Annotated in this window: 17 protein-coding genes and 1 pseudogene; 7 read left to right on the top strand and 11 right to left on the bottom strand. The window is 70.2% G+C overall.

Features of this window, described 5'->3' with window-relative positions:
* Positions 1-2: 2 nt before the first annotated feature.
* The 4 genes from FDM97_RS17620 to FDM97_RS17605 all read right to left on the bottom strand — a co-directional run bounded on the left by FDM97_RS17620 (position 3) and on the right by FDM97_RS17605 (position 4,532).
* Positions 3-1,322 (bottom strand): glycoside hydrolase family 30 protein, encoded by a 1,320-nt coding sequence (locus FDM97_RS17620; protein WP_254705632.1) that lies wholly within the window; start codon positions 1,320-1,322, stop codon positions 3-5.
* Positions 1,323-1,430: 108 nt separating this feature from the next.
* Entirely contained in the window at positions 1,431-2,261 is an 831-nt protein-coding gene (locus FDM97_RS17615; protein ID WP_137991364.1) for a carbohydrate ABC transporter permease, read from the bottom strand.
* Positions 2,258-3,247 (bottom strand): carbohydrate ABC transporter permease, encoded by a 990-nt coding sequence (locus tag FDM97_RS17610; RefSeq protein WP_137991363.1) that lies wholly within the window; start codon positions 3,245-3,247, stop codon positions 2,258-2,260. The genes FDM97_RS17615 and FDM97_RS17610 overlap by 4 nt, the downstream gene beginning before the upstream one ends.
* Positions 3,240-4,532 (bottom strand): extracellular solute-binding protein, encoded by a 1,293-nt coding sequence (locus FDM97_RS17605; protein ID WP_137991362.1) that lies wholly within the window; start codon positions 4,530-4,532, stop codon positions 3,240-3,242. The genes FDM97_RS17610 and FDM97_RS17605 overlap by 8 nt, the downstream gene beginning before the upstream one ends.
* A 264-nt stretch (positions 4,533-4,796) precedes the next feature.
* Here FDM97_RS17605 and FDM97_RS17600 point away from each other — a divergent pair, with 264 nt between their 5' ends.
* From FDM97_RS17600 to FDM97_RS17585, 4 genes are all read left to right on the top strand, one after another.
* A complete protein-coding gene (locus tag FDM97_RS17600) occupies positions 4,797-5,810 on the top strand; it encodes a LacI family DNA-binding transcriptional regulator (RefSeq protein WP_137991361.1) in 1,014 nt (337 codons plus the stop codon).
* Positions 5,811-5,819: 9 nt separating this feature from the next.
* Complete coding sequence (locus FDM97_RS17595) at positions 5,820-8,039, top strand: beta-glucosidase (RefSeq protein WP_137991360.1); 2,220 nt, start codon at positions 5,820-5,822, stop codon at positions 8,037-8,039.
* Positions 8,036-9,514, top strand: coding sequence for a glycoside hydrolase family 43 protein (locus FDM97_RS17590; protein ID WP_137991359.1), 1,479 nt, complete (start codon positions 8,036-8,038; stop codon positions 9,512-9,514). Before FDM97_RS17595 ends, FDM97_RS17590 begins: the two co-directional genes overlap by 4 nt.
* Positions 9,515-9,869: 355 nt before the next feature.
* Positions 9,870-11,312: an endo-1,4-beta-xylanase gene (locus tag FDM97_RS17585; protein WP_137991358.1), complete on the top strand. Its 1,443-nt coding sequence runs from the start codon at positions 9,870-9,872 to the stop codon at positions 11,310-11,312.
* A gap of 57 nt (positions 11,313-11,369) precedes the next feature.
* Here the strand turns inward: FDM97_RS17585 and FDM97_RS17580 are convergent.
* From FDM97_RS17580 to FDM97_RS17560, 5 genes and pseudogenes are all read right to left on the bottom strand, one after another.
* Positions 11,370-11,636: pseudogene (locus tag FDM97_RS17580) on the bottom strand (class II aldolase/adducin family protein); the annotation flags it as partial.
* 45 nt (positions 11,637-11,681) lie between these two features.
* On the bottom strand, positions 11,682-12,590 hold the full coding sequence (locus tag FDM97_RS17575) for a carbohydrate ABC transporter permease (RefSeq protein ID WP_137991357.1): 909 nt from the start codon (positions 12,588-12,590) through the stop codon (positions 11,682-11,684).
* A 13-nt stretch (positions 12,591-12,603) separates the two neighbouring features.
* Positions 12,604-13,608, bottom strand: coding sequence for a carbohydrate ABC transporter permease (locus FDM97_RS17570; protein WP_137991356.1), 1,005 nt, complete (start codon positions 13,606-13,608; stop codon positions 12,604-12,606).
* 122 nt (positions 13,609-13,730) lie between these two features.
* Complete coding sequence (locus FDM97_RS17565) at positions 13,731-15,041, bottom strand: ABC transporter substrate-binding protein (protein ID WP_137991355.1); 1,311 nt, start codon at positions 15,039-15,041, stop codon at positions 13,731-13,733.
* A 303-nt stretch (positions 15,042-15,344) separates the two neighbouring features.
* Positions 15,345-16,358: a LacI family DNA-binding transcriptional regulator gene (locus tag FDM97_RS17560; RefSeq protein ID WP_137991354.1), complete on the bottom strand. Its 1,014-nt coding sequence runs from the start codon at positions 16,356-16,358 to the stop codon at positions 15,345-15,347.
* Positions 16,359-16,707: 349 nt separating this feature from the next.
* On the opposite strand from FDM97_RS17560, the gene FDM97_RS17555 reads away from it, so the two are divergent.
* Together FDM97_RS17555 and FDM97_RS17550 are read left to right on the top strand one after the other, a co-directional pair.
* On the top strand, positions 16,708-17,673 hold the full coding sequence (locus FDM97_RS17555; protein ID WP_137991353.1) for a glycoside hydrolase family 6 protein: 966 nt from the start codon (positions 16,708-16,710) through the stop codon (positions 17,671-17,673).
* Between the two features lie 95 nt (positions 17,674-17,768).
* A complete protein-coding gene (locus FDM97_RS17550) occupies positions 17,769-19,049 on the top strand; it encodes a glycoside hydrolase family 6 protein (protein ID WP_137991352.1) in 1,281 nt (426 codons plus the stop codon).
* A gap of 44 nt (positions 19,050-19,093) precedes the next feature.
* On the opposite strand, the gene FDM97_RS17545 is transcribed toward FDM97_RS17550, so the two are convergent.
* Complete coding sequence (locus tag FDM97_RS17545) at positions 19,094-19,615, bottom strand: universal stress protein (protein WP_137991351.1); 522 nt, start codon at positions 19,613-19,615, stop codon at positions 19,094-19,096.
* Between the two features lie 5 nt (positions 19,616-19,620).
* A complete protein-coding gene (locus FDM97_RS17540; RefSeq protein WP_432816222.1) occupies positions 19,621-20,913 on the bottom strand; it encodes an SLC13 family permease in 1,293 nt (430 codons plus the stop codon).
* A 334-nt stretch (positions 20,914-21,247) separates the two neighbouring features.
* Here FDM97_RS17540 and FDM97_RS17535 point away from each other — a divergent pair, with 334 nt between their 5' ends.
* On the top strand, positions 21,248-23,413 hold the full coding sequence (locus FDM97_RS17535) for a glycoside hydrolase family 9 protein (RefSeq protein ID WP_137991350.1): 2,166 nt from the start codon (positions 21,248-21,250) through the stop codon (positions 23,411-23,413).
* Positions 23,414-23,474 lie beyond the last annotated feature (61 nt).

Genomic DNA, 23,474 nt, shown 5'->3' with positions numbered 1-23,474 from the left:
TTTCAGTCGAGGACGATCGTGGTCAGCGCGCGCGGGGCGAGCGTGGCCGTGAGGGTCGTGCCGTGCGTGGAGACGACGTCGGCCGGGGTGATCGAGCGGGTCTCGTCGGTGACGTAGCCGTCGGGGTGCCGGTCGCCTCCGCCGCGGAGAGCGAACTCGGCGGACTTCCGCGTGGTCGCGGTGTTGAGGATCTCGATGACGCGACTGCCGTCGGTGTTGCGGAAGGCCGTGATGCGCAGTGCCGGGTCGGCGTTCGTGACCGGCACGCGGACGGCGCCGGGGCGGATGAACCGGCTGAAGGCGGCCAGTGCCCAGTACCGCTTGGACACCCGGTAGCCGTCACCCGGGTTGGCGAGCTGGATGAGCCCTCGGGTCGCGCCGAGGGACGCGCCGGTCCAGTAGACGTAGGCGTTGGCGTTGCCGACGGTCAGGGTGTTCTGGATGTCGGCGGCAACCGTGAGGCCGTCGTAGCCGCTGCCGTCGTCCCAGTTCTCGTTCCAGGTGGTGCCGTCCGGTGACCATTCCGACATCCAGACGCGCTTGTCGGTCGGCTGCGGGACCGTGGTCGGACCGCTGTAGCGGTGGCCGGTGATGGTCCGCACGGCCTTGTCGGCCGCCGGGTCCGCCTCGATGGCCTCGGTGTAGGCGACCTGCCGGTCCCAACCCGCGGCGTCGCAGCAGACCACCCCGGCCTTCAGTCCGGACGCGCGGACGGTCGGCCCGAGCACCTTGAGGAAGTCGACGGCCTGCTGCGGGGTGAAGCGCATCGAGGCGTAGGTCGCCGTCCAGTCGGGTTCGTTGGTGAACCCCAGGTCGGTGATTCCGATGCCTTCCCGCTCGTAGAACTTCGCGTACTGGACGAGGTAGTTCGCGTAGGCCTGACGCCATTCGGGCAGGAGCTCGCCGCCGTCGTTCTCGCTGCCGTTGGTCTTCATGAAGGCCGGCGCGCTCCAGGCGTCGGCGAAGAACCGTTCGACGCCGTACGCCTTGGCCTCCTTGGCGAGCCAGACCTGGCCGCCGTCATAGCCGTCCCAGACGTACTTCGGTGTGGCGTCCGGCCCGCCCGGATCGGCCGGCAGGATCGTCGGCATGTGGTCGTAGACCCGGTCGGTCGACGACCCGATGCCCAGGCGCAGGATCGACAGGCCCGCGCCCTTGTCCTTGCTGAGCAGCAGGTCGAGCACCTCGCGCCGCTTGGCGGGGCTGAGGCCGCGCGCGCCGTGCAGCAGGTCGGCCCGCTGGAAGGCCATCGAGAAGCCGAATCCGTCGATGGGCTGGAGTGCGGCCCGGAAGTCGATGGCGGGGCCGGTGGCGAGTGGCACGGGGTCAGCGGCGGCAACGTGAGTTGTCAGCGCTAACAGTACGACTGCCGTCAGAGCGGTCAGGCGTTTCACGGAGTCTCCTCGGGGGTGGAGGTCACGCGGGACAGGTCAACCCTTGGTGGCGCCGGCGGTAAGGCCGCCGATCAGCTGACGCTCGGCGACGGCGTAGAAGGCGAGGGCAGGGACCATGGCGAGCACGATGTAGGCCAGGACGAGCGCGAAGTCGGTCGAGTACTGGCCCTGGAACTGCTGGACACCGACCGGGATCGTCTGCCATTTCGGATCGCTGAACACCAGCAGCGGCAGGAAGAAGTTGTTCCAGCTCGCGACGACCGCCAGCACCGAGACCGTACCGAGCGCCGGACGCGCCATCGGCAGCAGGATCTTCCAGAAGAAGCGGAACTTGCCGCAGCCGTCCATGGTGGCGGCCTCCTCGATCTCCGCCGGGATGGTCCGGAAGAAGCCGCGCAGAATCACGATCGTCATGGGGAGCCCGAAAGCCGCCTGCGGGAGGATCACCCCGAGCGGGTTGTCGAGCAGGCCGAAGGTGCGCAGCATGAGGAAGAGCGGCAGGACGGCCACCGCGAACGGGAACATCAGCCCGATCGTGAAGAGCGTATAGAACAACTCCCTGCCCCGGAAGGCATAACGGGCCAGCACGAACGCCGCCATCGCGGAGGCCGCCACCGTGCAGCACGTCGTGCCGATCGCGATTCCCGCGCTGTTGGCGATCTGCCGCCAGAACATTCCGTCGCTGAGAATTCCGGTGTAGTTTCCGGTCTTCCACTGCTCCGGCAGCCCGAACGGATTCGTCGTGAGCTCGCCGGTGCTCTTGAACCCGGAGATCACCGCGTAGAGCAGCGGCACGGCGACGAACGCGGCGATCAGCCAGACCACGGCGTGCAGCGAAAGGCCGCGTGCCGTCCGGCGGGCGTTCATCGGCCAGCTCCCGAGGTAACGGCCCCGCTCAGATCGCGGCGGAGCACGTAACGCTGGTAGAAGAGGGAGAAGACCAGGCTGATCATGAACAGCACCACACTGATCGCACTGGCGTAGCCGACCTGGTACCGCTTGAACCCGAACTGGAACATCGCGATCGCCATCGTCTCGGAGGAGTGGTTGGGCCCGCCCGCGGTCATGACCCAGACGAGGTCGAAGAGCTGGATGGACCCGATGATCGAAAGGAAGACGCTGATCCGGATCGTCGGGCCGAGCAGCGGCAGCGTCACGTGCCGGAAGCGCTGCCAGGCGCCGGCGCCGTCGATGGAGGCGGCCTCGAGGATCTCGGACGGGATGCTCTGCAGTCCGGCGAGGAAGAGCATCATGTGGAAGCCGAAGTACTTCCAGATCATCACCACGAACAGGGTCGGCATGACCGTCGAGGGATCGGCGAGCCACTTGCCCTGCAATCCCTCCAGGCCCAAGAGGCCGGCGAGGTGGTCGGCCATGCCGGCGCCGGGCAGGAAGATCATCGTGAAGAGGACCGCCGTGACCACTTCGGACAGGATGTACGGCGCGAAGAACAGCATCCGGTAGACGGCCCGGCCACGGAGCCTCTGGTTGAGCAGGACCGCGGTGAACAGGGCGAACGGCAGCTGCACTGTGATCGACAGCACGATCAGATACAGCCCGCGCCCCAGATCGCCGAGGAAGACCTGATCGCCGAACAGTTTGGTGTAGTTCGCGAAGCCGACGAAGTCGTCCATGGGGCCGATCCCGCCCCATTTGAAGAAGCCGGTGTAGACGGCGACGACGATCGGGGCGAGGACGAAGACGAGGAAGAGGACCAGGGCCGGGACGAGGAACCAGGCGACCGACGCCCAGTCTCCCCACCCGCGCAGGCGCGACCGGGCCGGGAGTGGCGGGTGCGCCGGCACGGCCTCCTCCGTCCGCTCCTTTGCCAGGGTGGACACGAAGCTAGGCACTCTGCGCAGCCTCGGTGATCGACGTGGTGACCTGCTCGGGCGTCTTCTTGCCGGCTATGAGGTCGGCGACGCTGTCGTTGACCTCCTGGCCGACCGCCGGCGGGTACGCCTGGTCGAGGAAGAGCTGGAAGCCCGTCGCCTTGACCAGGCTCTCGGCCACCACCTTCTTGTTGGCGTCGGTGAGCTGGCTCTCCGCCCCCTTGACCACCGGCAGGTAGCCGTTGGAGGCCAGCAGCTTGGACTCGTTCTCCAGGACGAAGAACTTCAGGAAGTCCAGTGCCTCCTTCGGGGCGCCCTTGCGCAGCGCGAAGCCACCGCCGCCGCCGAACACCTCGGTGGCCTGTCCCACACCGCCGTCGACCGTCGGGAAGGGGAAGAAGCCCAGGTCCGCTCCGAGGTCGGCGCCCGCGTCCTTCTGTACCGACGGTCCCCACTGTCCCATCAGCTCCATGGCGGCCTTGCCGTTGCCCATGGTCGCGGCCTGCCCGCCGGGGGTGGCGTAGCCGGCGCCGAGGAAGGCCGGCTGGAACGGCTGGAGGTCGACGAGCTCCTTGAGGTGGGCGCCCGCCTGGACGAAGCCGGCGCCGGTGAAGTCCTTGGTGGTCGCGGCCTTCTGCAGCGCGGGGAGGCCGGCGACGCGCATCGCGAGGTAGGCCCAGTAGTAGTGGCCCGGCCACTTCTCCTTGCCCGCGAGGGCGATCGGGGTGATGCCCGCCGCCTTGAGCTTCCTGACGTCGTCGAGGAACTCGGCCCAGGTGGCCGGCGGGGCGGTGATTCCGGCCTTGGCGAAGAGCTTCTTGTTGTACCAGAAGCCGACCATGCCGATGTCGTACGGCACCGCGTAGGTGCGGCCCCCGAACTGGTAGGCCTGCAGCGAGACCGGGGTGAGGGCGGACGACCAGCCCAGGACGTCGGTGAGGTCCTCGACCAGCCCCGCGTCGACCTGCTGCTGCAGCACACCGCCGCCCCAGGTCTGGAAGACGTCGGGGAGCTTGCCCGAGGAGGTGGTGGCGGTCAGCTTGGACTTGAAGGCCTCGTTCTCCAACGAGGTCGTGTTGATCGCGATGTTCGGGTGAGCGGTCGTGAACGCCGAGGAGATCTGCGGGAAGAGGGATTTGCCCGGTTCCGTCGTGGCGATGTTCCACCACTCGAACGTCACCTTGCCGTCGGCCGACGGCCTGCCGCCCGATTCGTCGGCCCCGCAGGCCGCGGTCATGGAGACGGACAGTGCGGTCAAGCCCGCGAGCGCCAGGAAGTTTCGCCGGCTCGGGGGAGTGCTGGCCATGGGACCTCCGTGATGGGGGATGCCGGGTTCGATGCCGAGCCGCTGCCGGGTTGATCGCCGGTCTCGCGCTCGAAAACTTTTCGAAATACTCTCGAATTCTGTGGTGCCACAAACTAGGAACGTCGGGCTGCACGGTCAAGACCTCTCACCGATTTATCTCGGAACACTGCTTGATCCTGGGCTTGACAAGCAGTCGCGCCGACCAGAAACTCTTCGAAAGTTTGCGATACCTGTCGTCGATCGACGGCGTCGAGAGGAGAGAAGTTGAACGAGCGGCGTGCGACTCTGGCGGTCATCGCCGCGGAGGCAGGGGTCTCCCAGGCCACCGTCTCCAAGGTGATCAACGGCCGCTCCGATGTCGCGCCCTCGACACGCGAACGGATCGAGGCACTGCTGCGGTCCCACAACTACCTCCAGCCCGGCAGGCAGAGCAGGGCTCGCAGATCGGGCCTGGTCGACCTGATCATCGGCGGTCTGGACAGCGCGTGGGCGGTGGAGATACTGCGCGGCGTCGAGGCCGAGTGCGCCCAGCGGGGCGTCGGCACCGTCGTGTCGCTCGTCCCGCCGGGCGAGGCCACGCCGTCGAGCTGGGCCGCACTGCCGGTCCAGCATCACAGCGACGGCGTCATCCTCGTCACCGCCTCGGTCACCCAGGCCCAGCGCGCCCAGGTCGAGCGGGGCGGGGTGGCGCTGGTCGTCATCGACCCGATCGACCTGCCGGACAACGGCGTTCCGAGCATCGGCGCGACCAACTGGGCCGGCGGCCTGGCCGCCACCGAGCACCTGCTGGGAATGGGACACCGCCGGATCGCCGCGATCGGCGGGCGCAGGGAGATGCTCTGCAGCCAGGCTCGCATCGACGGATACCGGGCCGCTCTGGAGCGGGCCGGTATCGAGGTCGACCGCGACCTGATCCGGTTCGGCGACTTCCAGCACGAAGGCGGATTCCGGTGCGCCCAGGAGCTGCTCGCCCTCCCCGAGCCGCCGACCGCCGTCTTCGCCGGCAGCGACCAGCAGGCGATGGGCGTCTACGAGGCCGCCCGACAGGGCGGACTGAGCATCCCGCGGGACCTCAGCGTGATCGGCTTCGACGACCTGCCGATGTGCGACTGGCTGTCACCGCCGCTGACGACGGTGCGCCAGCCGCTGGAGGAGATGGGCCGGCTCGCCGCCCGCACGCTGTTCCAGCTTCTGGAGGACCAGCCCCTGGTCAGCCCCCGGATGGAGCTCTCGACCGAACTCAAGGTCCGGCTCTCCACCGCCCCGCCCCGTCTCTAGGAGAACCCCTTGAACGAGCCTTGGCGTGACCCCCTCCTGCCCGCTTCCGTGCGAGTCGCCGATCTGCTGAGTCGGATGACGCTGGAGGAGAAGGCGGGGCAACTCACCGGCTTCTGGGCACTGCCCTCGAATCCCGGAGCGCCCGTCGCGCCGATGGAGGACGATTCCGGCGAGCCGGCGCCGGGCCTCGACGACATCGTGGGGCACGGTCTTGGCCAGCTCACCCGGGTGTACGGAACCGCGCCGATCACGGCGGAAGCCGGGATGGAGCGACTCGCCTCACTCCAGCGGCAGGTGACCGGGGCCGGCCGGTTCGGTATCCCGGCGATCGCTCACGAGGAGTGCCTGACCGGGTTCATGACGTTCGGGGCCACGGTCTTCCCCGGGCCGCTCGCCTGGGGCGCGTCCTTCGATCCCGCGCTCGTACAGCGGATGGCCGCCGCCATCGGCGAGAGGATGCGGCGGGTCGGCGTCCACCAGGGGCTGGCTCCGGTGCTCGACGTGGTCCGCGACTACCGGTGGGGCAGGACCGAGGAGTGCATCGCCGAGGACCCCTATCTCGTCGGAGCGATCGGCACCGCCTACGTGCAGGGCCTGGAAGGCGCCGGCGTCGTGGCGACGCTCAAGCACTTCGCCGGGTACTCGGCCTCGCGAGGCGGCCGGAACATGGCCCCCGTCGCCTCGGGGCCGCGCGAGTTCGCCGACGTGCTGGTCGAGCCCTTCGTACGGGCGCTGCGCGAGGGAGGCGCCCGGTCGGTGATGAACAGCTACACCGACGTGGACGGCGTCCCGGTCGCATCCGACGAACGCCTGCTGACCGGACTGCTCAGGGATGAGCTCGGTTTCGGCGGTGTCGTCGTCGCCGACTATTACGCCGTCTCCTTCCTGGAGACCCGGCACGGCGTGACCGGATCGCGCGGCGCGGCCGGCGCGCTGGCGTTGACCGCCGGAATCGACGTCGAGCTGCCCACGGCCCGCTGCTACGGCGAGCCGCTGACCACACTCGTACGGTCGGGAGACGTACCCGAGGAGCTCGTCGACCGGGCCGCGGAGCGCGTCCTGCTGCAGAAGGCCGAACTCGGCCTGCTCGACCCCGACTGGGAACCCGTCAAGCCCGAGCCGGTCGACCTCGACCCGCCGGAGCACCGGGCACTGGCCAGGCTCCTGGCCGAACGGTCCACCGTGTTGCTCGCCAACGACGGCATCCTGCCGCTGCGGCCGTGCCGGGTCGCGGTCAGCGGGCCGTACGCCGACGACCCCCACTCCTTCCTCGGCTGCTACTCCTTCCCCAACCACGTCGCGCTGCCCGGCGCCCCCGGGCTGGACATCCCGACACTCGGCGAGGCGCTCACCGCCGCCGGGTTCACGGTCACCGCGGACGATCCGGAGGTGAACGTGCTGGTACTCGGCGACCGGGCCGGCATGTTCGGCCGGGGCACCTCGGGAGAGGGCTGCGACGCCGAGACCCTCGACCTGCCCGGTGACCAGGCCGCGCTCGCCTCCGCCGTGCTGGACTCCGGGGTGCCGACCGTCCTGGTCCTCGTCTCCGGCCGGCCCTACGCGCTCGGCTCGCTCGCCGAGCGCGCGGCGGCCGTCGTCCAGGCCTTCTTCCCCGGCGAAGAGGGCGGGACGGCGCTGGCGCGGATCATCAGCGGGGCCGCGGAACCATCCGGGCGGCTCCCCGTCTCCATCCCCCGCCAGGTCGGCGGACAGCCCGGCACCTACCTGCACTCCACGCTGGGCGGTCACACCGACTGGAGCTCGGTGGACCCGACTCCGCTGTTCCCTTTCGGGCACGGGCTGAGCTGGACCAGATTCACCTACTCGGACATCTCGGTGGATCCCGTCGCTCCGACGGACGGAGTCGTCTCCGTCGCGGTCACCGTACGCAACGTCGGCGAGGTGGCCGGGACCGAGGTGGTCCAGCTGTACCTCTCGGACCCCGAGGCGTCCGTCGTCCGGCCCCGGCGGTGGCTCGCCGGATTCGGCAGGGTCGAGCTGCGGCCGGGCGAGGCTGCCCGGATCACCTTCTCCGTCCATGCCGACCGGACCTCCTTCACCGGGGTCGACCTGCGCAGGAGAGTGGAACCCGGAGAGATCGGCGTGGCCGTCGGACGGTCCAGCGGCGATCTTCCGCTCCAGGGGTCCTTCACCCTGCACGGCCCCCTACGTCACCCGGCGGCCGACCGGGTGCTGTCCGTGCCGGTCGAGATCGTCCCGGTGCCATGACCACGTCGTTCGGTGATCCCGTGCTGCCCGGGTTCCGCCCCGACCCGTCCGTCTGCCGGGTGGGGGCGGACTACTACCTGGTGACGTCCAGCTTCGAGTGGTTCCCGGGGCTCCCCGTGTTCCACAGCCGCGATCTCGTGAACTGGCGCCGTCTCGGCTCCGCGCTGGACCGACCGTCCCAGCTCGACCTCGACGGGTGCGGGCCCTCACGCGGCCTGTTCGCGCCGACGATCCGGCACCATGACGGGCTCTTCCACCTCGTCTGCACACTGATGGACGGCCCCGGCCATTTCGTCGTCACGGCGACCGACCCGGCCGGGCCGTGGTCGGAACCGTACTGGCTGGAGGGCGAGGGCTTCGACCCGTCGCTGTTCTTCGACGACGGGCCCGACGGCGACGGCCGGGCCTGGTTCACCGCCGCCCGCGTACGGGACGAGGCCGTCGGCCGCACCGAGATCTGGATGCGCGAATACCTTCCCCGCGAACGACGTCTCACGGGACCCGAGTACGTCCTGTGGTCGGGAAGCCACCCGGACGCCCGATGGTCGGAAGCCCCGCACCTCTACAGGATCGACGCCACCTATCTCCTGCTCACCGCGGAGGGGGGCACCGATGTGGACCACAGCGTGGTGGCCGCCCGCGCCGACCGCGTGACCGGCCCCTACGAGGGCGCCCCCGCCAACCCGGTATTGCCTCCCGCCCCGAAGGGCCCGGTCACCTGCACCGGACACGCCGACCTCGTGCGGACGCCGTACGGCGACTGGCGGGCCGTACTCCTGGGCGTCCGCCCGGGCTCCGCCCTCGGCCGCGAGACCTTCCTCAGCCGGATCACCTGGCACGACGGCTGGCCGGCCTTCTCCCCCGTCGTCCACACCGGTCTTCCCCGCCCCCTGCACGACGGCTTCGCCACCCTCTCCGCCGACTGGAGCACCCTGCGCACCCCACGCGCGCCGTTCTGGACCACCGGCGACGGGCTCCGTCTCCGGCTCCGCCCCGAACGCCTCGGCGAACTCACCGTCCCGTCCCTCCTGGTCCGCCCCCAGGAACAGCCCGACTGCGACGTGTCCACCGAGCTGCACTTCACCCCCGCCGCACCGGGCGAACAGGCCGGCCTCGCCGTGGTCGTCGACGACGACGCCCACCTCCTGCTCCTTCGCACCACGGAGGGACTCATCCTCCGCCGGGGTCCCGACGTCCTGGTCCGCGTCCCCCTCTCCCCCGGCCCCGTTCGCCTGGGGGTCCGCATCCGCGGCTTCAGCCACACCTTCGCCCACGCGGCGCCCGACGGCGCCTGGCAGGACCTGGCCACCATCGAAGCCACCTTCCTCACGCCACTGTTCACCAGCGTCCAGCTCGGCCTCTACGCCTCCTCCCACGGCCGCCCGTCCACGAATCAGGCCCACTTCACGTGGTTCGACATCACGCATCCACACCGACCTTCCGGGGCGAGTGACTTCGACGAACCGGAAATGTGACCCGAGGAAAGCGCTCGCTTATGAGCGAAAGCGGCCCCGTCGAAATACTTTCGATAGGGGCCGCTTTGTTGTCGCGCCGGCAAAATTATCTGGCGGGCCGTTCCAAAGGGCCACACCGGCACCATTCCCGGGCCACAGCCCCGAAACATCTTCGAAACTCTTGACATGCCCCTGCCGGATTTCCACACTGAGTCCAGAGGCGCCGCCGCCCCTTTACCTGCGTATCGCGGCGCCGGCCTCGAATGATTGCGCCCTGATGGTCCGCATCCTCTTTCCATGGACGCGGACATCGTCGTTGCGGGTTCTTTCCGCCGCGCACTCATCCATCCGTGATTTCCGTCCTGGAGGTCCAGTCATGCGTTTACACGCCATTCCCCCATCCACCGTCCGCCGGAAAATCGGCGGCCTGTGCGCGGCGCTGATCGTCGGCGTCCTCGGTTCCGCCACCGTGCTGGTGGCGCCGTCGGCCTCACACGCCGCCGAGAGCACGCTCGGCAGCGCGGCGGCGCAGAGCGGCCGCTACTTCGGCACCGCCATCGCCTCGGGCCGGCTCGGCGACTCGACGTACACGACGATCGCGGCCCGCGAGTTCAACTCGGTGACGGCCGAGAACGAGATGAAGATCGACGCCACCGAGCCCCAGCAGGGCCGGTTCGACTTCACCGCCGGCGACCGCGTCTACAACTGGGCGGTGCAGAACGGCAAGCAGGTGCGCGGCCACACCCTGGCCTGGCACTCCCAGCAGCCCGGCTGGATGCAGAACCTCAGCGGCAGCGCGCTGCGCCAGGCGATGATCAACCACATCAACGGCGTGATGGCCCACTACAAGGGCAAGATCGTCCAGTGGGACGTGGTGAACGAGGCCTTCGTCGACGGCAACTCGGGAGCCCGGCGCGACTCCAACCTGCAGCGCACCGGCAACGACTGGATCGAGGTCGCCTTCCGCACCGCACGCGCCGCAGACCCGGCCGCCAAGCTCTGCTACAACGACTACAACGTCGAGAACTGGACCTGGGCCAAGACCCAGGCCATGTACGCCATGGTCCGGGACTTCAAGCAACGTGGCGTGCCCATCGACTGCGTCGGCTTCCAGTCGCACTTCAACAACGACAGCCCCTACAACGGCAACTTCCGCACCACTCTGCAGAACTTCGCAGCCCTCGGCGTCGACGTCGCCATCACCGAACTCGACATCCAGGGCGCCTCGGGCACGACCTACGCCAACGTGACCAACGACTGCCTGGCCGTGCCGCGTTGCCTCGGCATCACCGTCTGGGGCGTGCGCGACACCGACTCCTGGCGAGCGGAGCACACGCCGCTGCTGTTCAACGGCGACGGCAGCAAGAAGCCCGCCTACGCCTCCGTCCTCAACGCGCTCAACGCCGTCTCCCCCAACCCCACTCCGACCCCCTCCCCCGGCTCCGGAGCGATCAAGGGAGTCGCCTCGGGCCGCTGCCTGGACGTACCCGGTGCCGTGACGACCGACGGCACCCAGCTCCAGCTGTGGGACTGCAACAACCGCACCAACCAACAGTGGACCTACACCACCACGGGTGAGCTCAGGGTCTACGGCGACAAGTGCCTGGACGCCGCCGGCACCGGCAACGGCGCCAAGGTGCAGATCTACGGCTGCTGGGGCGGCGAGAACCAGAAGTGGCGCCTCAACTCCGACGGAACCATCGTCGGCGTCCAGTCCGGCCTCTGCCTCGACGCCGCCGCCAACGGCACCACCAACGGCACCCAGATCCAGCTCTACTCCTGCTGGAACGGCGGCAATCAGCGCTGGACCCGCACCTGACCCGCTGCGGCGCACCATGGAGGGGAGTCAGGATGATCCTGGCTCCCCTCGGCGCGGTCAGGCAGAGGGAGGGTTGCCGTAGTAGGGGTCAGGACCGTGCTCGCGCGTGAAGTGGCGGTCCAGCACGTGTTGCGGGGGCTCGACCGCGCCCAGGGCGATGGTGTGGAGGGCCATCTCGGCCACCGCCTCGCAGATGACGGCATGCTCCAGGGACGTGGTGGCGTCCGCGCCCCAGCTCAACGGGCCGTGGTGGGCGACCAGGGCGCCCGGGACCTCCCGGGCCCGGGTGTCGTCGCTGCCCAACAGGTCCACGATGACCCGGCCGGCCCTTTTGCGGTGCGTGTCGTGGACGAGGAGAGAGGGCGTGGGTCAGCCCTTGACGGCGCCCTGGGTGATGCCGCCGACGATGTGACGGCCGAGGAGGGCGAAGACCAGGAGGAGCGGCAGGGTGCCCATGAGCGCTCCGGCGGTGATGACGGACCAGTCGGTCGACCAGCCGGTTCCCAGGCCGGCGAGCGCGACCTGGACCGTCGGGTTGGTGGAGCCGTTCATGACGATGATCGGCCAGAGGAAGTCGTTCCAGGACTGGACGAAGGTCAGCATGCCCAGGACCGCCATCGCCGGGCGGGCGACGGGGAAGACGACGTGCCAGATGACGCGCAGCGAATTGGCGCCGTCGACCCGGGCGGCCTCCAGCAGTTCGGTGGGCAGTGCCTGGGAGAGGAACTGCCGCATGAAGAAGACGCCGAAGGCGGTGACCAGGACAGGCAGGATCAGCGCCCCGAGGTGATTTCCCAGTCCCAGGTTCTTGGTCAGGATGAACAGCGGTACGACACTGAGCTGCGCGGGCACGGCGAGGGTGGACAGGACCAGGCCGAGCATGACCTTCTTCCCTCGGAAACGGAGTTTGGCGAAGGCGAAGCCGGCGAGCACGGAGAAGGTCACCGTACTGACGGTGACGGCGCCCGCGACGAGCGTGGAGTTGAGCAGGGCGACGCCCATGCCGCGCCCGCCGGCGTTGTGCCAGACATAGGTGAGGTTCTCGAAGAGGTTGCCGCCGGGCAGCATCGGCGGTGGGCTGGAGACGACGGCGTGACTGTCCGTGGAGGCCGCCACCAGCGTCCAGTACAGCGGGAACAGCGAGGCCAGGGCCGCGAGTCCCAGGACGACGTGGGCGAGCCACCCGGCCCGGTGCTGGCCGCCGGCCCGGCCGGCACGGGTGGACGGTCGCGCCGCCGTCCGGTGAGGACGGTCGGACACGGGGGCGGTGGTGGTCATGTCGTACTCCACATCACTGGGTGGCGCGCAGGCGGCGGGTGATCAGCGCGTTGACGAGCCCGATGAGCAGCAGCAGGCCGAACATGATCCAGGCGACCGCGCTGGCGCGCCCGAGCATGCTGGAGTGGAAGCCCTGGTCGTACATGAGGATTCCGAGGGTCTCGTACTGGTGGTCGGTGCCGCCTTGGTGACCGCTCTGGCCGCCGAACAGGTAGGGCTCGCCGAAGAGCTGGGTGGCTCCGATGGTCGAGACGATCACCGTGAAGAGGATCGTGGGCCGCAGGGCGGGGACCGTGACGTGCAGGAACTGCTGCCAGCGGTTGGCACCGTCCAGGGTTGCGGCCTCGTACAGCTCGCGCGGTACGGCCTGCATGGCGGCGAGGTAGATCAGGGCGTTGTAGCCGGTCCAGCGCCAGGTGACGATCACGGAGATCGCGAACTGCGAGCTCCAGCGACCGGCCTCCCAGTGCACGGGCCCGGCGCCGAAAAGGCCGAGGAACCAGTTGGCCATGCCCCCCTCGGGGCTGAAGATCAGGGCGAAGACGAGGGTGGCGGCGGCGACGGAGGTCGCGTACGGGGCGAGGAGCGCCGTGCGCAGGAACCCGCGGGCGCGCAGCCGGTAGTTGAGCAGGTGGGCGAGACCCAGTGCCATCAGCAGCTGCGGGACGGTGGACAGGACACCGAGGGTGAAGGTGTTGAGGAGCGCGTTCCAGAAGTAGTGGCTGACCTGGCCGGTGAACAGGTCCGCGTAGTTGCGCAGGCCGACCCATTCGGCGCGGTCGACGTTGTACAGGCTCACCCGGTGGAAGGAGAGCCATCCCGTGTAGAGCAGCGGGAAGAGGCCGAAGGCGGCGAAGACGAGGAAGAAGGGCGCGACGAGGGCGTACGGCGTGCCCTTGGTGTCCCAGCGGTGCAGGCGGCTGCGCCAGACCGAGGGGCCGGAGGGGTGGGCGTGGGGCGGTTGGGTGTCCTGCCGGCCTGCGGGGCCGTTGCGGCTGGGTGCGGTCGTGGAGGCCACGGGCGGGTTCCTTCTGTGGTCACGGCCGGTCGCGTCGGTACGGGGTGGGGGCGGCCGGCTCCCCGGTGGCCGGCCGCCCTCTCCCCCGCGACGGCGGCCGGAAGAGGTGGGGGCGGGGAGCGTTACTGGATGGTGCTGTCGATCTGGCGCACCGTGGCGTTCCACGCCTCCTCCGGGCTCTTGCCGTTCTGCTCCATCAGCTGGACGCCGGTGCTGAACGCCCCGGTCAGGTCCTGCGCGTGCGGGCCGGTCTCGGCGGGCTGGATGGCCTTGGCGGCGGTGGAGAAGATCTGTCCGGTGGCGGCGTCGGGGCCGATGTAGGCGTTCTTGTGGTCGATGACGCCCGGGAGGTCATGGGCGGCCTGGTTGGCGGGGATGTTGCCGACCTGCTGGAAGACCTTCGCCTGCTGCTCGGGCGCGGTCAGCCAGGCGACGAGCTTCTTGGCCTCGTCGACGTGCTTGCCGGAGGCCGGTACGGCCAGGAAGGAACCGCCCCAGTTGCCGGCGGCCGGGGGCTGGGCGATGTTCCACTTACCCTTGTTGGACGGGCCGGAGAACTGCTGGATGTTCGCCTGCTGCCAGGAGGGGCAGACCGTGGTGGCGAAGGTGGACTTGGAGAACGCGGTCTGCCAGGGGGTGTCGAACATCTTCAGGCCCTGGCTGGTCCTGCCGTGGACGGCCTTGACGGCCAGGTCCCAGCCGGTCTTGACGCTGGGCGAGTCCTTGTAGGCGAGCTTGCCGTCCTTGTAGTACTGGACGGTGCTGCTGGAGACGACGGCGTTGAACAGACCGGTGGCGCTGTCCATGAAGTAGGTGCCCTTGGGCGCCTTGGCCTGGTAACGCTTGCCCGTCTCGACGAACTTCGCCCAGTCGCCCGCCCACAGCTTGCCGACGGACTCGGGGTCGGAGGGCAGACCCGCGGCCTTGAACAGGTCCTGGCGGTAGCAGATGGCCATCGGGCCGACGTCGGTGCCCAGGCCGATCGTCCTGCCGTCGGCAGTGGTGGCCTGGTCCCACTTCCACGGCAGGTAGTCCTTCTTGTCGACACCGGGGGCTTCGGACAGGTCGGCGAAGGCATCGGCGAGGTCCTCGGACGTGGCCAGGGATATGCGACCGACTTCGAGAGCCTGGACGTCGTCGAGACCGCCGCCGGACAGCCGGGTCTGCAGGGCGGTCCAGTAGTTGCCCTCGACGGTCGTCGGGTTCTCCTTGATGGTGATCTCCGGGTGCAGCTTCATGTACGCGTCGTACAGGCCGGCCTCCTTGTATCCGAAGGTCCCGAAGGTCCCGACGGTCAGGGTGATCTTCCCGTCGGCGGAGGCGGAGGCGTCTCCGGAGGACGAGCAGCCGGTGAGGGCGAGGGCGAGCGCCGCCGCGGCGGAGGCGAGTGCGACGGAGCGGATGCGGGCGCGCTGCTCGGTCGGGTGGGGCATGACATCTCCTCGGTGCGTCAAGGAAGGGGTGAGGGGTACGCCGGCGGGTCGCCTCGATGGCGGTCGGCGTGGGAGAGGCGGCCTTCGAAGGCCGGGGTGAAGCCGTACGCTCGGGGCTTCTTCCCAAATTGGGAGCGCTCCCAAGAGATGGCGTCGAAACCCTGCCGTCACTTTGACGGTCTGTCAAGGTCACTGGCAGGGAAGGGCTGTGCGTTGCGGACGGGTGCCCGTGGAGATGGGCGCACGGCGACGTAGCGGGCCGGAGCTCGGAGTCGGCCGGCAGGCCGGGCGCGAGGCGGCCCGTCAGGCGCTGGCGCGGGTGACCAGACGCGTAGGGAGGATCAGCGGGGTGGGGGCCTGTCCGTTGATGAGCGCGACGAGCATGCGCGCCATCTCACGACCGAGACCCTCTATGGGCTGGTGCACTGTAGTCAGCGGCGGATCGGCGATCCTGGCCACGGCAAGGTCGTCGAAGCCGATCACGGCGACGTCGGCGGGGACGCGGCGGCCGGCATCGCGCAGCGTGCGCAACGCCCCCGCCGCCATGTTGTCGCTGGCGGCGAACAGTCCGTCCAACTCCGGGTGCCGCGCAGACAGCGCCGCCATGGCGGCCGCGCCGCTCGACTCGGTGAAGTCACCGGCTTCCGGCGGAAGCGGTTCGAGGCCGGCCGCCAGCATGGCGTCCTGGTAGCCGCGGTGACGGGCGCGCCCCACCTCGGTGTCCAGCCGCCCGCAGATCGTCGCGATCCTGGTCCGGCCGAGCGAGATCAGGTACTCGGTCGCCGCGCGCGCTCCTCCGAGGTTGTCCACGTCCACATACCACCGCGGGTCCAAACCGACCGGGCGCCCGCCGAACACCACGGGAATCTCCGCCTCTTCCGCCATGCGGGCCAACGGATCGTCCTCGCGCAGCGCCATCAGCATCACCCCGTCGGCCCGCTTGGAGCGGAGAAGCTGCTCCACGCGCCGGCGTCCCCGGTCGGAGGCCGCCAGACACAGCATCAGGTGCAGTTCGGCCTCCTCCAGCGCGGCCGAGGCGCCCACGATCACCTGAGCGAAGAACGGGTCCGCGAAGATCGACGGATCCTCTCCCGAGACGACCAGAGCGGCCGCACCGGTCTGACGGGTCGCCAGCGCCCGGGCGGTCGGGTTCGGTACGTATCCGAGTCGATGGACGGCCCGTTCGACGGCTTCACGTTTGGCACGGCTGACGTGCGGGGCGTTGTTGAGCACACGCGAGGCCACCGACCTGGAGACTCCGGCCAGCTCGGCCACCTCGTCGAGCGTCGACGGCCGGTGTGGAACACCTTGGGCCATGACCTGCCTTCCTGATCCCTACCTGAACGCCTGGAAGACTGGAAGCGCTTCCAGTTTCAGGACTGTAAACCCTTCTCCTCGTCCTGTGAAGTGCTGTTTGAATGGCGGCACTTGACAGTGTCCATCAGAGCGCCACACGATACGGCCACACCTCGGCCTCGCAGAGCATCGACTGGGATCGCTTCCAATGGGAGCGCTTCCACGAGTTCCTGTGTGTCCGACAGGTGCTGGTGTCCCCTCCGATGCGCCGCCGCACGGGGGCCTCGTACCACCGCACTTCCTCAGTGCGTCGCACCGCTCGGGACGAGAGCGCGCGACGCGTCCGCCGTCAGGAAACCGAGGTACAGCCTTGCGCCGCAGAATCCGCGCCCTCGTCGCAGCCCTCTCCGCGCTGCCGTTGGCGCTCGCCGTCGCCCCGTCCGCCCACGCGGCGGACCCCACCACCCTGACCAGCGGGTTCTACGTGGACCCGGACTCCAGCGCGAAGAAGTGGGTCACCGCCAACCCCGGCGACGGCCGAGCCCCCGCGATCAACGCCTCCCTCGCCAACACGCCCATGGCCCGCTGGTTCGGCTCCTGGAGCGGCACGATCGGCACCGCGGCGGGCGCGTACGTCGGAGCGGCCGACTACCACGACAAGCTACCCATCCTGGTCGCGTACAACATCTACCTCCGCGACTCGTGCGGCGGGCACTCCGGAGGCGGAGCCTCGTCGGCCTCCGCCTACGCGACCTGGATCGCGCAGTTCGCCGGCGGGATCGCCAACCGCCCGGCCGTCGTCGTCCTCGAACCCGACTCCCTCGCGGACTACGGCTGCCTGAACCAGAGCCAGATCCGCGAACGCCAGGGCATGATCAGCGGCGCCCTCGCCGAGTTCAACCGCCAGGCCCCCAACACCTGGGTCTACCTCGACGCCGGCAACCCCGGCTGGGTGAGCGCGGCGACGATGGCCCAGCGCCTCCACGAGGCCGGACTCCGACAGGCGCACGGCTTCTCCCTCAACATCTCGAACTACTACACCACCGCCCAGAACACCGCCTACGGCAACGCCGTCAACAGCGAACTGGCAGCCCGCTACGGCTACACCAAGCCGTTCGTCGTCGACACCAGCCGCAACGGCAACGGCTCCAACGGCGAGTGGTGCAACGCGGCCGGCCGCCGCATCGGCACGCCCACCCGGCTGGGCGGCGGCGCCGAGATGCTGCTGTGGATCAAGGCCCCGGGCGAGTCCGACGGCAACTGCGGCGTCGGGATCGGTTCCACGGCCGGCCAGTTCCTCCCGGAGGTCGCCTACAAGATGATCCACGGCTACTGACATCCCGCTCCTGTGGCCCGGTGTCCGCCGCCCCGCGGCCGGGCCACAGGTACCACCGGCCCTCCTCACCCCCGCCCCACCGACCAGGAGCCCCCATGAAGGCACGCACCCTACGGCGCCGTGCGACCGCCGCCCTCGCGGCACTCGCGGCCTGCGCCGCCCTCACCGCGACGCAGGGGCAGGCACAGGCCGCACCCGCCGCGGACGCGCTGACCCCGGCCACGAGGTTCTATGTGGACCCGCAGAGCAAGGCCGCCAAGCAGGCGCTCGCCGACCTCGGCACCGGCGACCTCACGAACGCAGTGAACATGGCCAGGCTCGCGAGCTGGCCGCAGGCCGAATGGTTCACCGAGGGCACACCCGACGAGGTCCGGGCCAAGGTCAGAACCCTGGTCCGCAAGGCCCGGGCGGTGAACCGGACCCCCGTCCTGGTCGCCTACAACGTGCCGGGCCGGGACTGCACCCAGTACTCCAGCGGCGGCGCCGCGTCCTCCGCCGCCTACCGGCAGTGGATCGACGCCTTCGCCGCCGGCATCGGCGACAGCAAGGCCGTCGTCGTGGTCGAGCCCGACGGCCTGGCCCTCCTCCCCAGCGACTGCGGACCGGACGTGGATCCGACCGGCGAACTCACGGCGGCCCGCGTCGCCGACCTCGCCTACGCGGTCAAGACCATCAAGTCCAAGGTCCGCACCTCGGTCTACCTCGACGCGGGCAACGTCCTGTGGCGGCCCGTCGGCGACATGGCGCGACGACTGCTCGACGCCGGTGTCCAGGACAGCGACGGCTTCGCCCTCAACGTGTCCAACACCCACCCCACCGATCACAACGCGCGCTACGGCAGCTGGATAGCCAAGTGCATGTGGTTCGCCACCGAAGGACCCGAGCACGCCCGCGGCCACACCGACTGGTGCGCCACCCAGTACTACTCGCCCGCCGCGCCCAACGACGGCGCCCCGGGCAACGCGGTCGACTCCGTCGACCCCGCCACCTGGCGCTGGACCGACGCCTGGTTCGACCAGAGTGTGGGGACCCCGCCGAACGACGCGCTGCGCCACTTCGTCATCGACACCAGCCGCAACGGCCTCGGCGCCTGGACGCCGGAGCCCGGCAAGTACAGCGGCGACCCGGAGATCTGGTGCAACGCGCCCGGCCGCGGCCTCGGCGCGCGCCCGACGGCCGACACCGGTGTCCCGCTCGTCGACGCCTACCTGTGGATCAAGATCCCCGGAGAGTCCGACGGCAGCTGCACCCGCAACACCGGCGGCACGATCGACCCCGAGTACGGCATCGTCGACCCGCCCGCCGGCACCTGGTGGCCCGACCAGGCTCACACACTGGCCCGCAACGCGGCACCACGGCTGACCTTCAACCGCTGAGTCCCGCTCAGCCCCCGTCCACGTCGGCGACGAACCGCCGCCCGTCAGTCGGTATGACGCGGAAGTGGGGGCGGCAACGTGGGCGGCCCCGGCGGCGGTTCGGGCCACACGAGCAGCACCGGGCAGGGGGCGTGGTCGACGACGAAGCGTGCGGCGGGACCGAGGCTGTGCGGTCCGAGGTGGGCACGGTCGCCGTCCCGGGCCAGGATCAGCAGGTCGCACCCCTCGGCCGCGGCGACGACCTCGCGCTCGACTCGCCCGGTGCGCTCGGTACGTGTGCAGGGGCGCCCCAGACGGTCGGCGGCATCCTGGAGCAACTGCCGCGCGGAGTCGGCCGCGAGGTGTTCCAGGTGCGTTCCGGGGTCCCTCCCCCAGCCTTCGGCCGGGCGGTTCCCCGAGGGGTGGCCACGGCCCATGAGCCCGGCGAACGCGCCATGGGCCGCACCCGGGACGTCGACCGAGGTGACGTGCAGCAGGACGATCTCGGCGTCCGCCGGGGTGTGCGCGCGGGCGGCGTCCACACAGGCGGGCCAGGTGCCCTCGGCGATCCAGACGACCACGGCCATGGGTATCAGCCTCCTCCGATGACGGTCAGCGAGAGCCACAGTGCCAGGACGGCGGCGAGGAGGCTCGCGGGGACCGCGTACACGCCGAGCCGGGTGAACTCCTTCAGCTCCACCTCACCGTCGTGGGCGTGGACGATACGCCGCCACAGCAGAGTGGCCAGCGAGCCGGCGTAGGTGAGATTGGGGCCGATGTTGACCCCGAGCAGGACGGCCAGGACGGCACCGGGTCCCGACGGGGCGGTCAGCGGCAGCAGCACGAGTACCGCGGGCAGGTTGTTGATGACGTTCGCGAGGACGGCGGCCAGCCCGGCGAGAGCGAGGAGTTCCGGGAGGCCGGTGCCGTCGGGGATCAGGTGCCCCAGGGCTTCGTCGAGACCGTTGTCGACCACCGCCAGAACCACGATCCCGAGGGCGAGGACGAAGGCGAGGAAGGGCACGGAGGCAGCCCGGACCAGGGCCCGGGGGCTTGTGCGGCGGCGAATGAGGGCACGTACGGCGAGCGCGAGTGCCCCTGCCAGGGCGGCCCACGCCGGGTCGACGCCGGCCACCGAGGTCAGCACGAAGCCCGCGAGCGTGCATCCCACGGTCACCAGGGCGAACAGCGGCAGTGGCGGCGGTTCGACGGCGGCGGGGGCCTGCGCCCCGGCGTCCAGGTCGGTGGCGAAGAAACGCCGGAGGACCAGGTACTCGACGCCGATCGCCACCGCCCACGGCAGGGCCATCAGCGCGGCGAACCGGGTGAAGCTGAGCCCGCTGGCGGCGAAGGCCAGCAGGTTGGTGAGGTTGGAGACGGGCAGCAACAGGGAGGCCGTGTTGGACAGGTGGGTGCAGGCGTAGACGTGTGGCTTCGGCCGGGCGCCGATCCGGGCCGCGGTGGCAAACACCACGGGCGTGAGCAGCACCACCGTGGCGTCCAGGCTGAGCACCGCCGTGATCGCCGACGCGGCCAGGAACACCTGGGTGAGGAGCCGGCGTGGCCGACCCGCCGCCGTACGCGCCATCCAGGCCCCACATGCCTGGAACAACCCCTCGTCGTCACAGAGCTGGGCCAGCACCAGTACGGCCGCCAGGAACCCGATCACCGGCCCGAGCCGTTCCGCCTCGGCCAGCGCGTCGCCGAAGGAGACGGCTCCGGTAGCGATCACGACAACCGCGGCCGGGACGGCCACGACCGCCTCCGGCCACCCGAAGGGGCGAATGACCGCACAGGCCAGCACGAGAACGAGCAGGGCCACGGAGAGCGTCTCCGCGAGCTGGGGGTCCAGGATCCGTTCCTTCCCTCGCGACGGGCGAGTCACCTGTACCGTCGCGCCGAACGCTACCCCGGTGGATCTCGTGCTTCACACATCGACGGGAAGCCGACTTCGTGGTGCCCCCGTCGGGACCGTTGACGGCGGCACCGGGCGTCACTAATGTCCGCTGCAGATCTCCAGCCTGTCGGACGCGGTTGGATGCGACGCTCTTTGGGAGCGCTCCCACCGACTGTGCCCCACCAGTTGCGCCGGCGAAGGAGAAGTGGGCCGCAGGCGGGAGTCAGTACCTGCTCATCCGAGATGAGCCCCGGCTCTCCGCCGGCTCGCGACGCCACCAGCGCTTCTTCCTGCTGACCCCCACATCCCGTAGGAGCCGCCCATGCCCCCCACCACGGCCTCGTTACTCCGCCGCCCCGCACGCCTCTCCGCCACGCTCCTGACGGGCGCGCTCCTCATCGGGGGTCTCGTGCCGGCTGAGGCTGCTGCGGGCGCATCCGCCACGACGGCGGCGACCACGGCCGTACGCGTCAACCAGGTCGGCTACCTGCCCGACGGGCCGAAGCGCGCCACCGTCGTCACCACGGCCACGCAGGCACTCGGCTGGCAGTTGCGGAACGCGTCCGGGACGGTGGTCGCCTCCGGTTCGACCGTCCCGCGCGGCGCGGACATCCCCTCCGGACAGTCTGTCCAGGTGGCGGATTTCTCCTCCCACCGGGCGGCGGGCACCGGGTACGTCCTGACCGTGGACGGCAGCAGCAGCGCTCCCTTCGACATCCGCGTGGACCTCTACGACGCGCTGCGCTCCGACGCGATGGCGTTCTTCCACCACCAGCGCAGCGGCATCGCGATCGACGCCTCCCTCGTGGGTTCCGCCTACGCGCGCCCGGCCGGACACCTCGGCGTCGCACCCAACAAGGGCGACGTCTCCGTCCCCTGTCAGGCCACCGTGTGCGACTACACCCAGGATGTCAGGGGCGGCTGGTACGACGCCGGCGACCACGGCAAGTACGTGGTCAACGGCGGCATCTCCACCTGGCTGCTCGTCAACTCCTTCGAGCGGGCCGAGCGAGCGGGCAAGGAAGTGGCGCTGGGCGACTCCACCCTGCGCGTCCCCGAGCGCGGCAACGGCATACCCGACGTCCTCGACGAGGCGCGGTGGGAGCTCGACTTCCTGATGCGGATGCAGGTGCCCGATGGCAAGCCGCACGCGGGCATGGCGTTCCACAAGATCCATGACGTCGCCTGGACCGGCATGCCGACGCGCCCCGAACAGGATTCCCAGCCACGCGAACTGCACCGGCCGTCCACGGCGGCCACCCTCAACCTCGCGGCAGCCGCCGCGCAGTGCGCCCGGGTCTTCCGGCCGTACGACTCCGCCTACGCCGACCGCTGCCTGTCGGCCGCACGCCGGGCGTGGAGCGCCGCGCAGACCAGCCCGGCGATGTACGCACCGGATTCCGACAGCACCGGCGGCGGGGCCTACGGGGACACGCGGGTCACCGACGAGTTCTACTGGGCCGCGGCCGAGCTATACGCGGCGACCGGCGAGAGCGCCTACCGGGACGCGGTCACCTCCTCGTCCTGGCACACCTCCGCAGACGCCTTCAGCCCGTACGGATTCGGCTGGGCGGACACCGCCGCACTCGGCCGGCTCGTCCTGGCCACCGTCCCCAACGGCCTGCCTGCCTCGGATCTCACTCGGGTCCGCTCCTCGGTGACCACGGCCGCCGACGGCTACCTGTCCAGGATGGCCGCCCAGGGCTACGCCGTGCCCGTCCCGGCGGACGGCTACTTCTGGGGCTCGAACGGCGAGGTCGCCAACGACGCGATCGTCATGGCCGTCGCCGGGGAGCTGACGGGCGACGAGCGCTACCGCGCCGGAGCGCTGGAGACCATGGACTACCTGCTCGGCCGCAACGCCCTCGGCCTGTCGTACGTCACCGGCTACGGCGAGGCCTCCGCGCAGAACCAGCACCACCGCTTCTGGGCACACCAGCTGGACGCCTCCCTGCCCCACCCGCCGGCCGGATCGCTCGCGGGCGGGCCCAACAGCGCGCTCCAGGACCCGATCGCGGAGGAGAGGCTGACGGGCTGCGCCCCGGCAGCCTGCTACATCGACCACATCGACTCGTACTCGACCAACGAAGTCGCCGTCAACTGGAACGCCCCGCTGGCCTGGCTCGCCGCCTACGCCGCCGAGCGCACCTCGACCGGCGGCGAACCGCCCACCGCCGCCTGCGCGGTGACGTACACGGTGAACAACGCCTGGAACACCGGGTTCACCGCGAACGTCACCGTCAAGAACACCGGCCCGACGGCCGTGGACGGATGGCAGCTGACCTGGACCTACCCGGGCGGCCAGCGCGTCACGAGCGCCTGGAACGCGACCGTCACCCAGAGCGGCACCGCCGTCGGCGCCCGCAACGCCGACTGGAACCGGACGATCGCCCCCGGCGCGACCGCGAGCTTCGGAGTCCAGGGGACCCACACCGGCTCGAATCCCTCCCCCACGGCCTTCACACTCAACGGAAGCGCCTGCGCCTGACCCCCGGCCGACCGGGCCCGGACGGGCATTTCCGACCGGGCCCGGTCGGCGCCGCACCACC

This window comes from Streptomyces vilmorinianum (assembly GCF_005517195.1).
Classification (GTDB): Bacteria; Actinomycetota; Actinomycetes; order Streptomycetales; family Streptomycetaceae; genus Streptomyces; species Streptomyces vilmorinianum.
The sequence above is the reverse complement of the archived record's forward strand: the minus strand, read 5'-3'. Positions and strand labels throughout refer to the sequence as shown.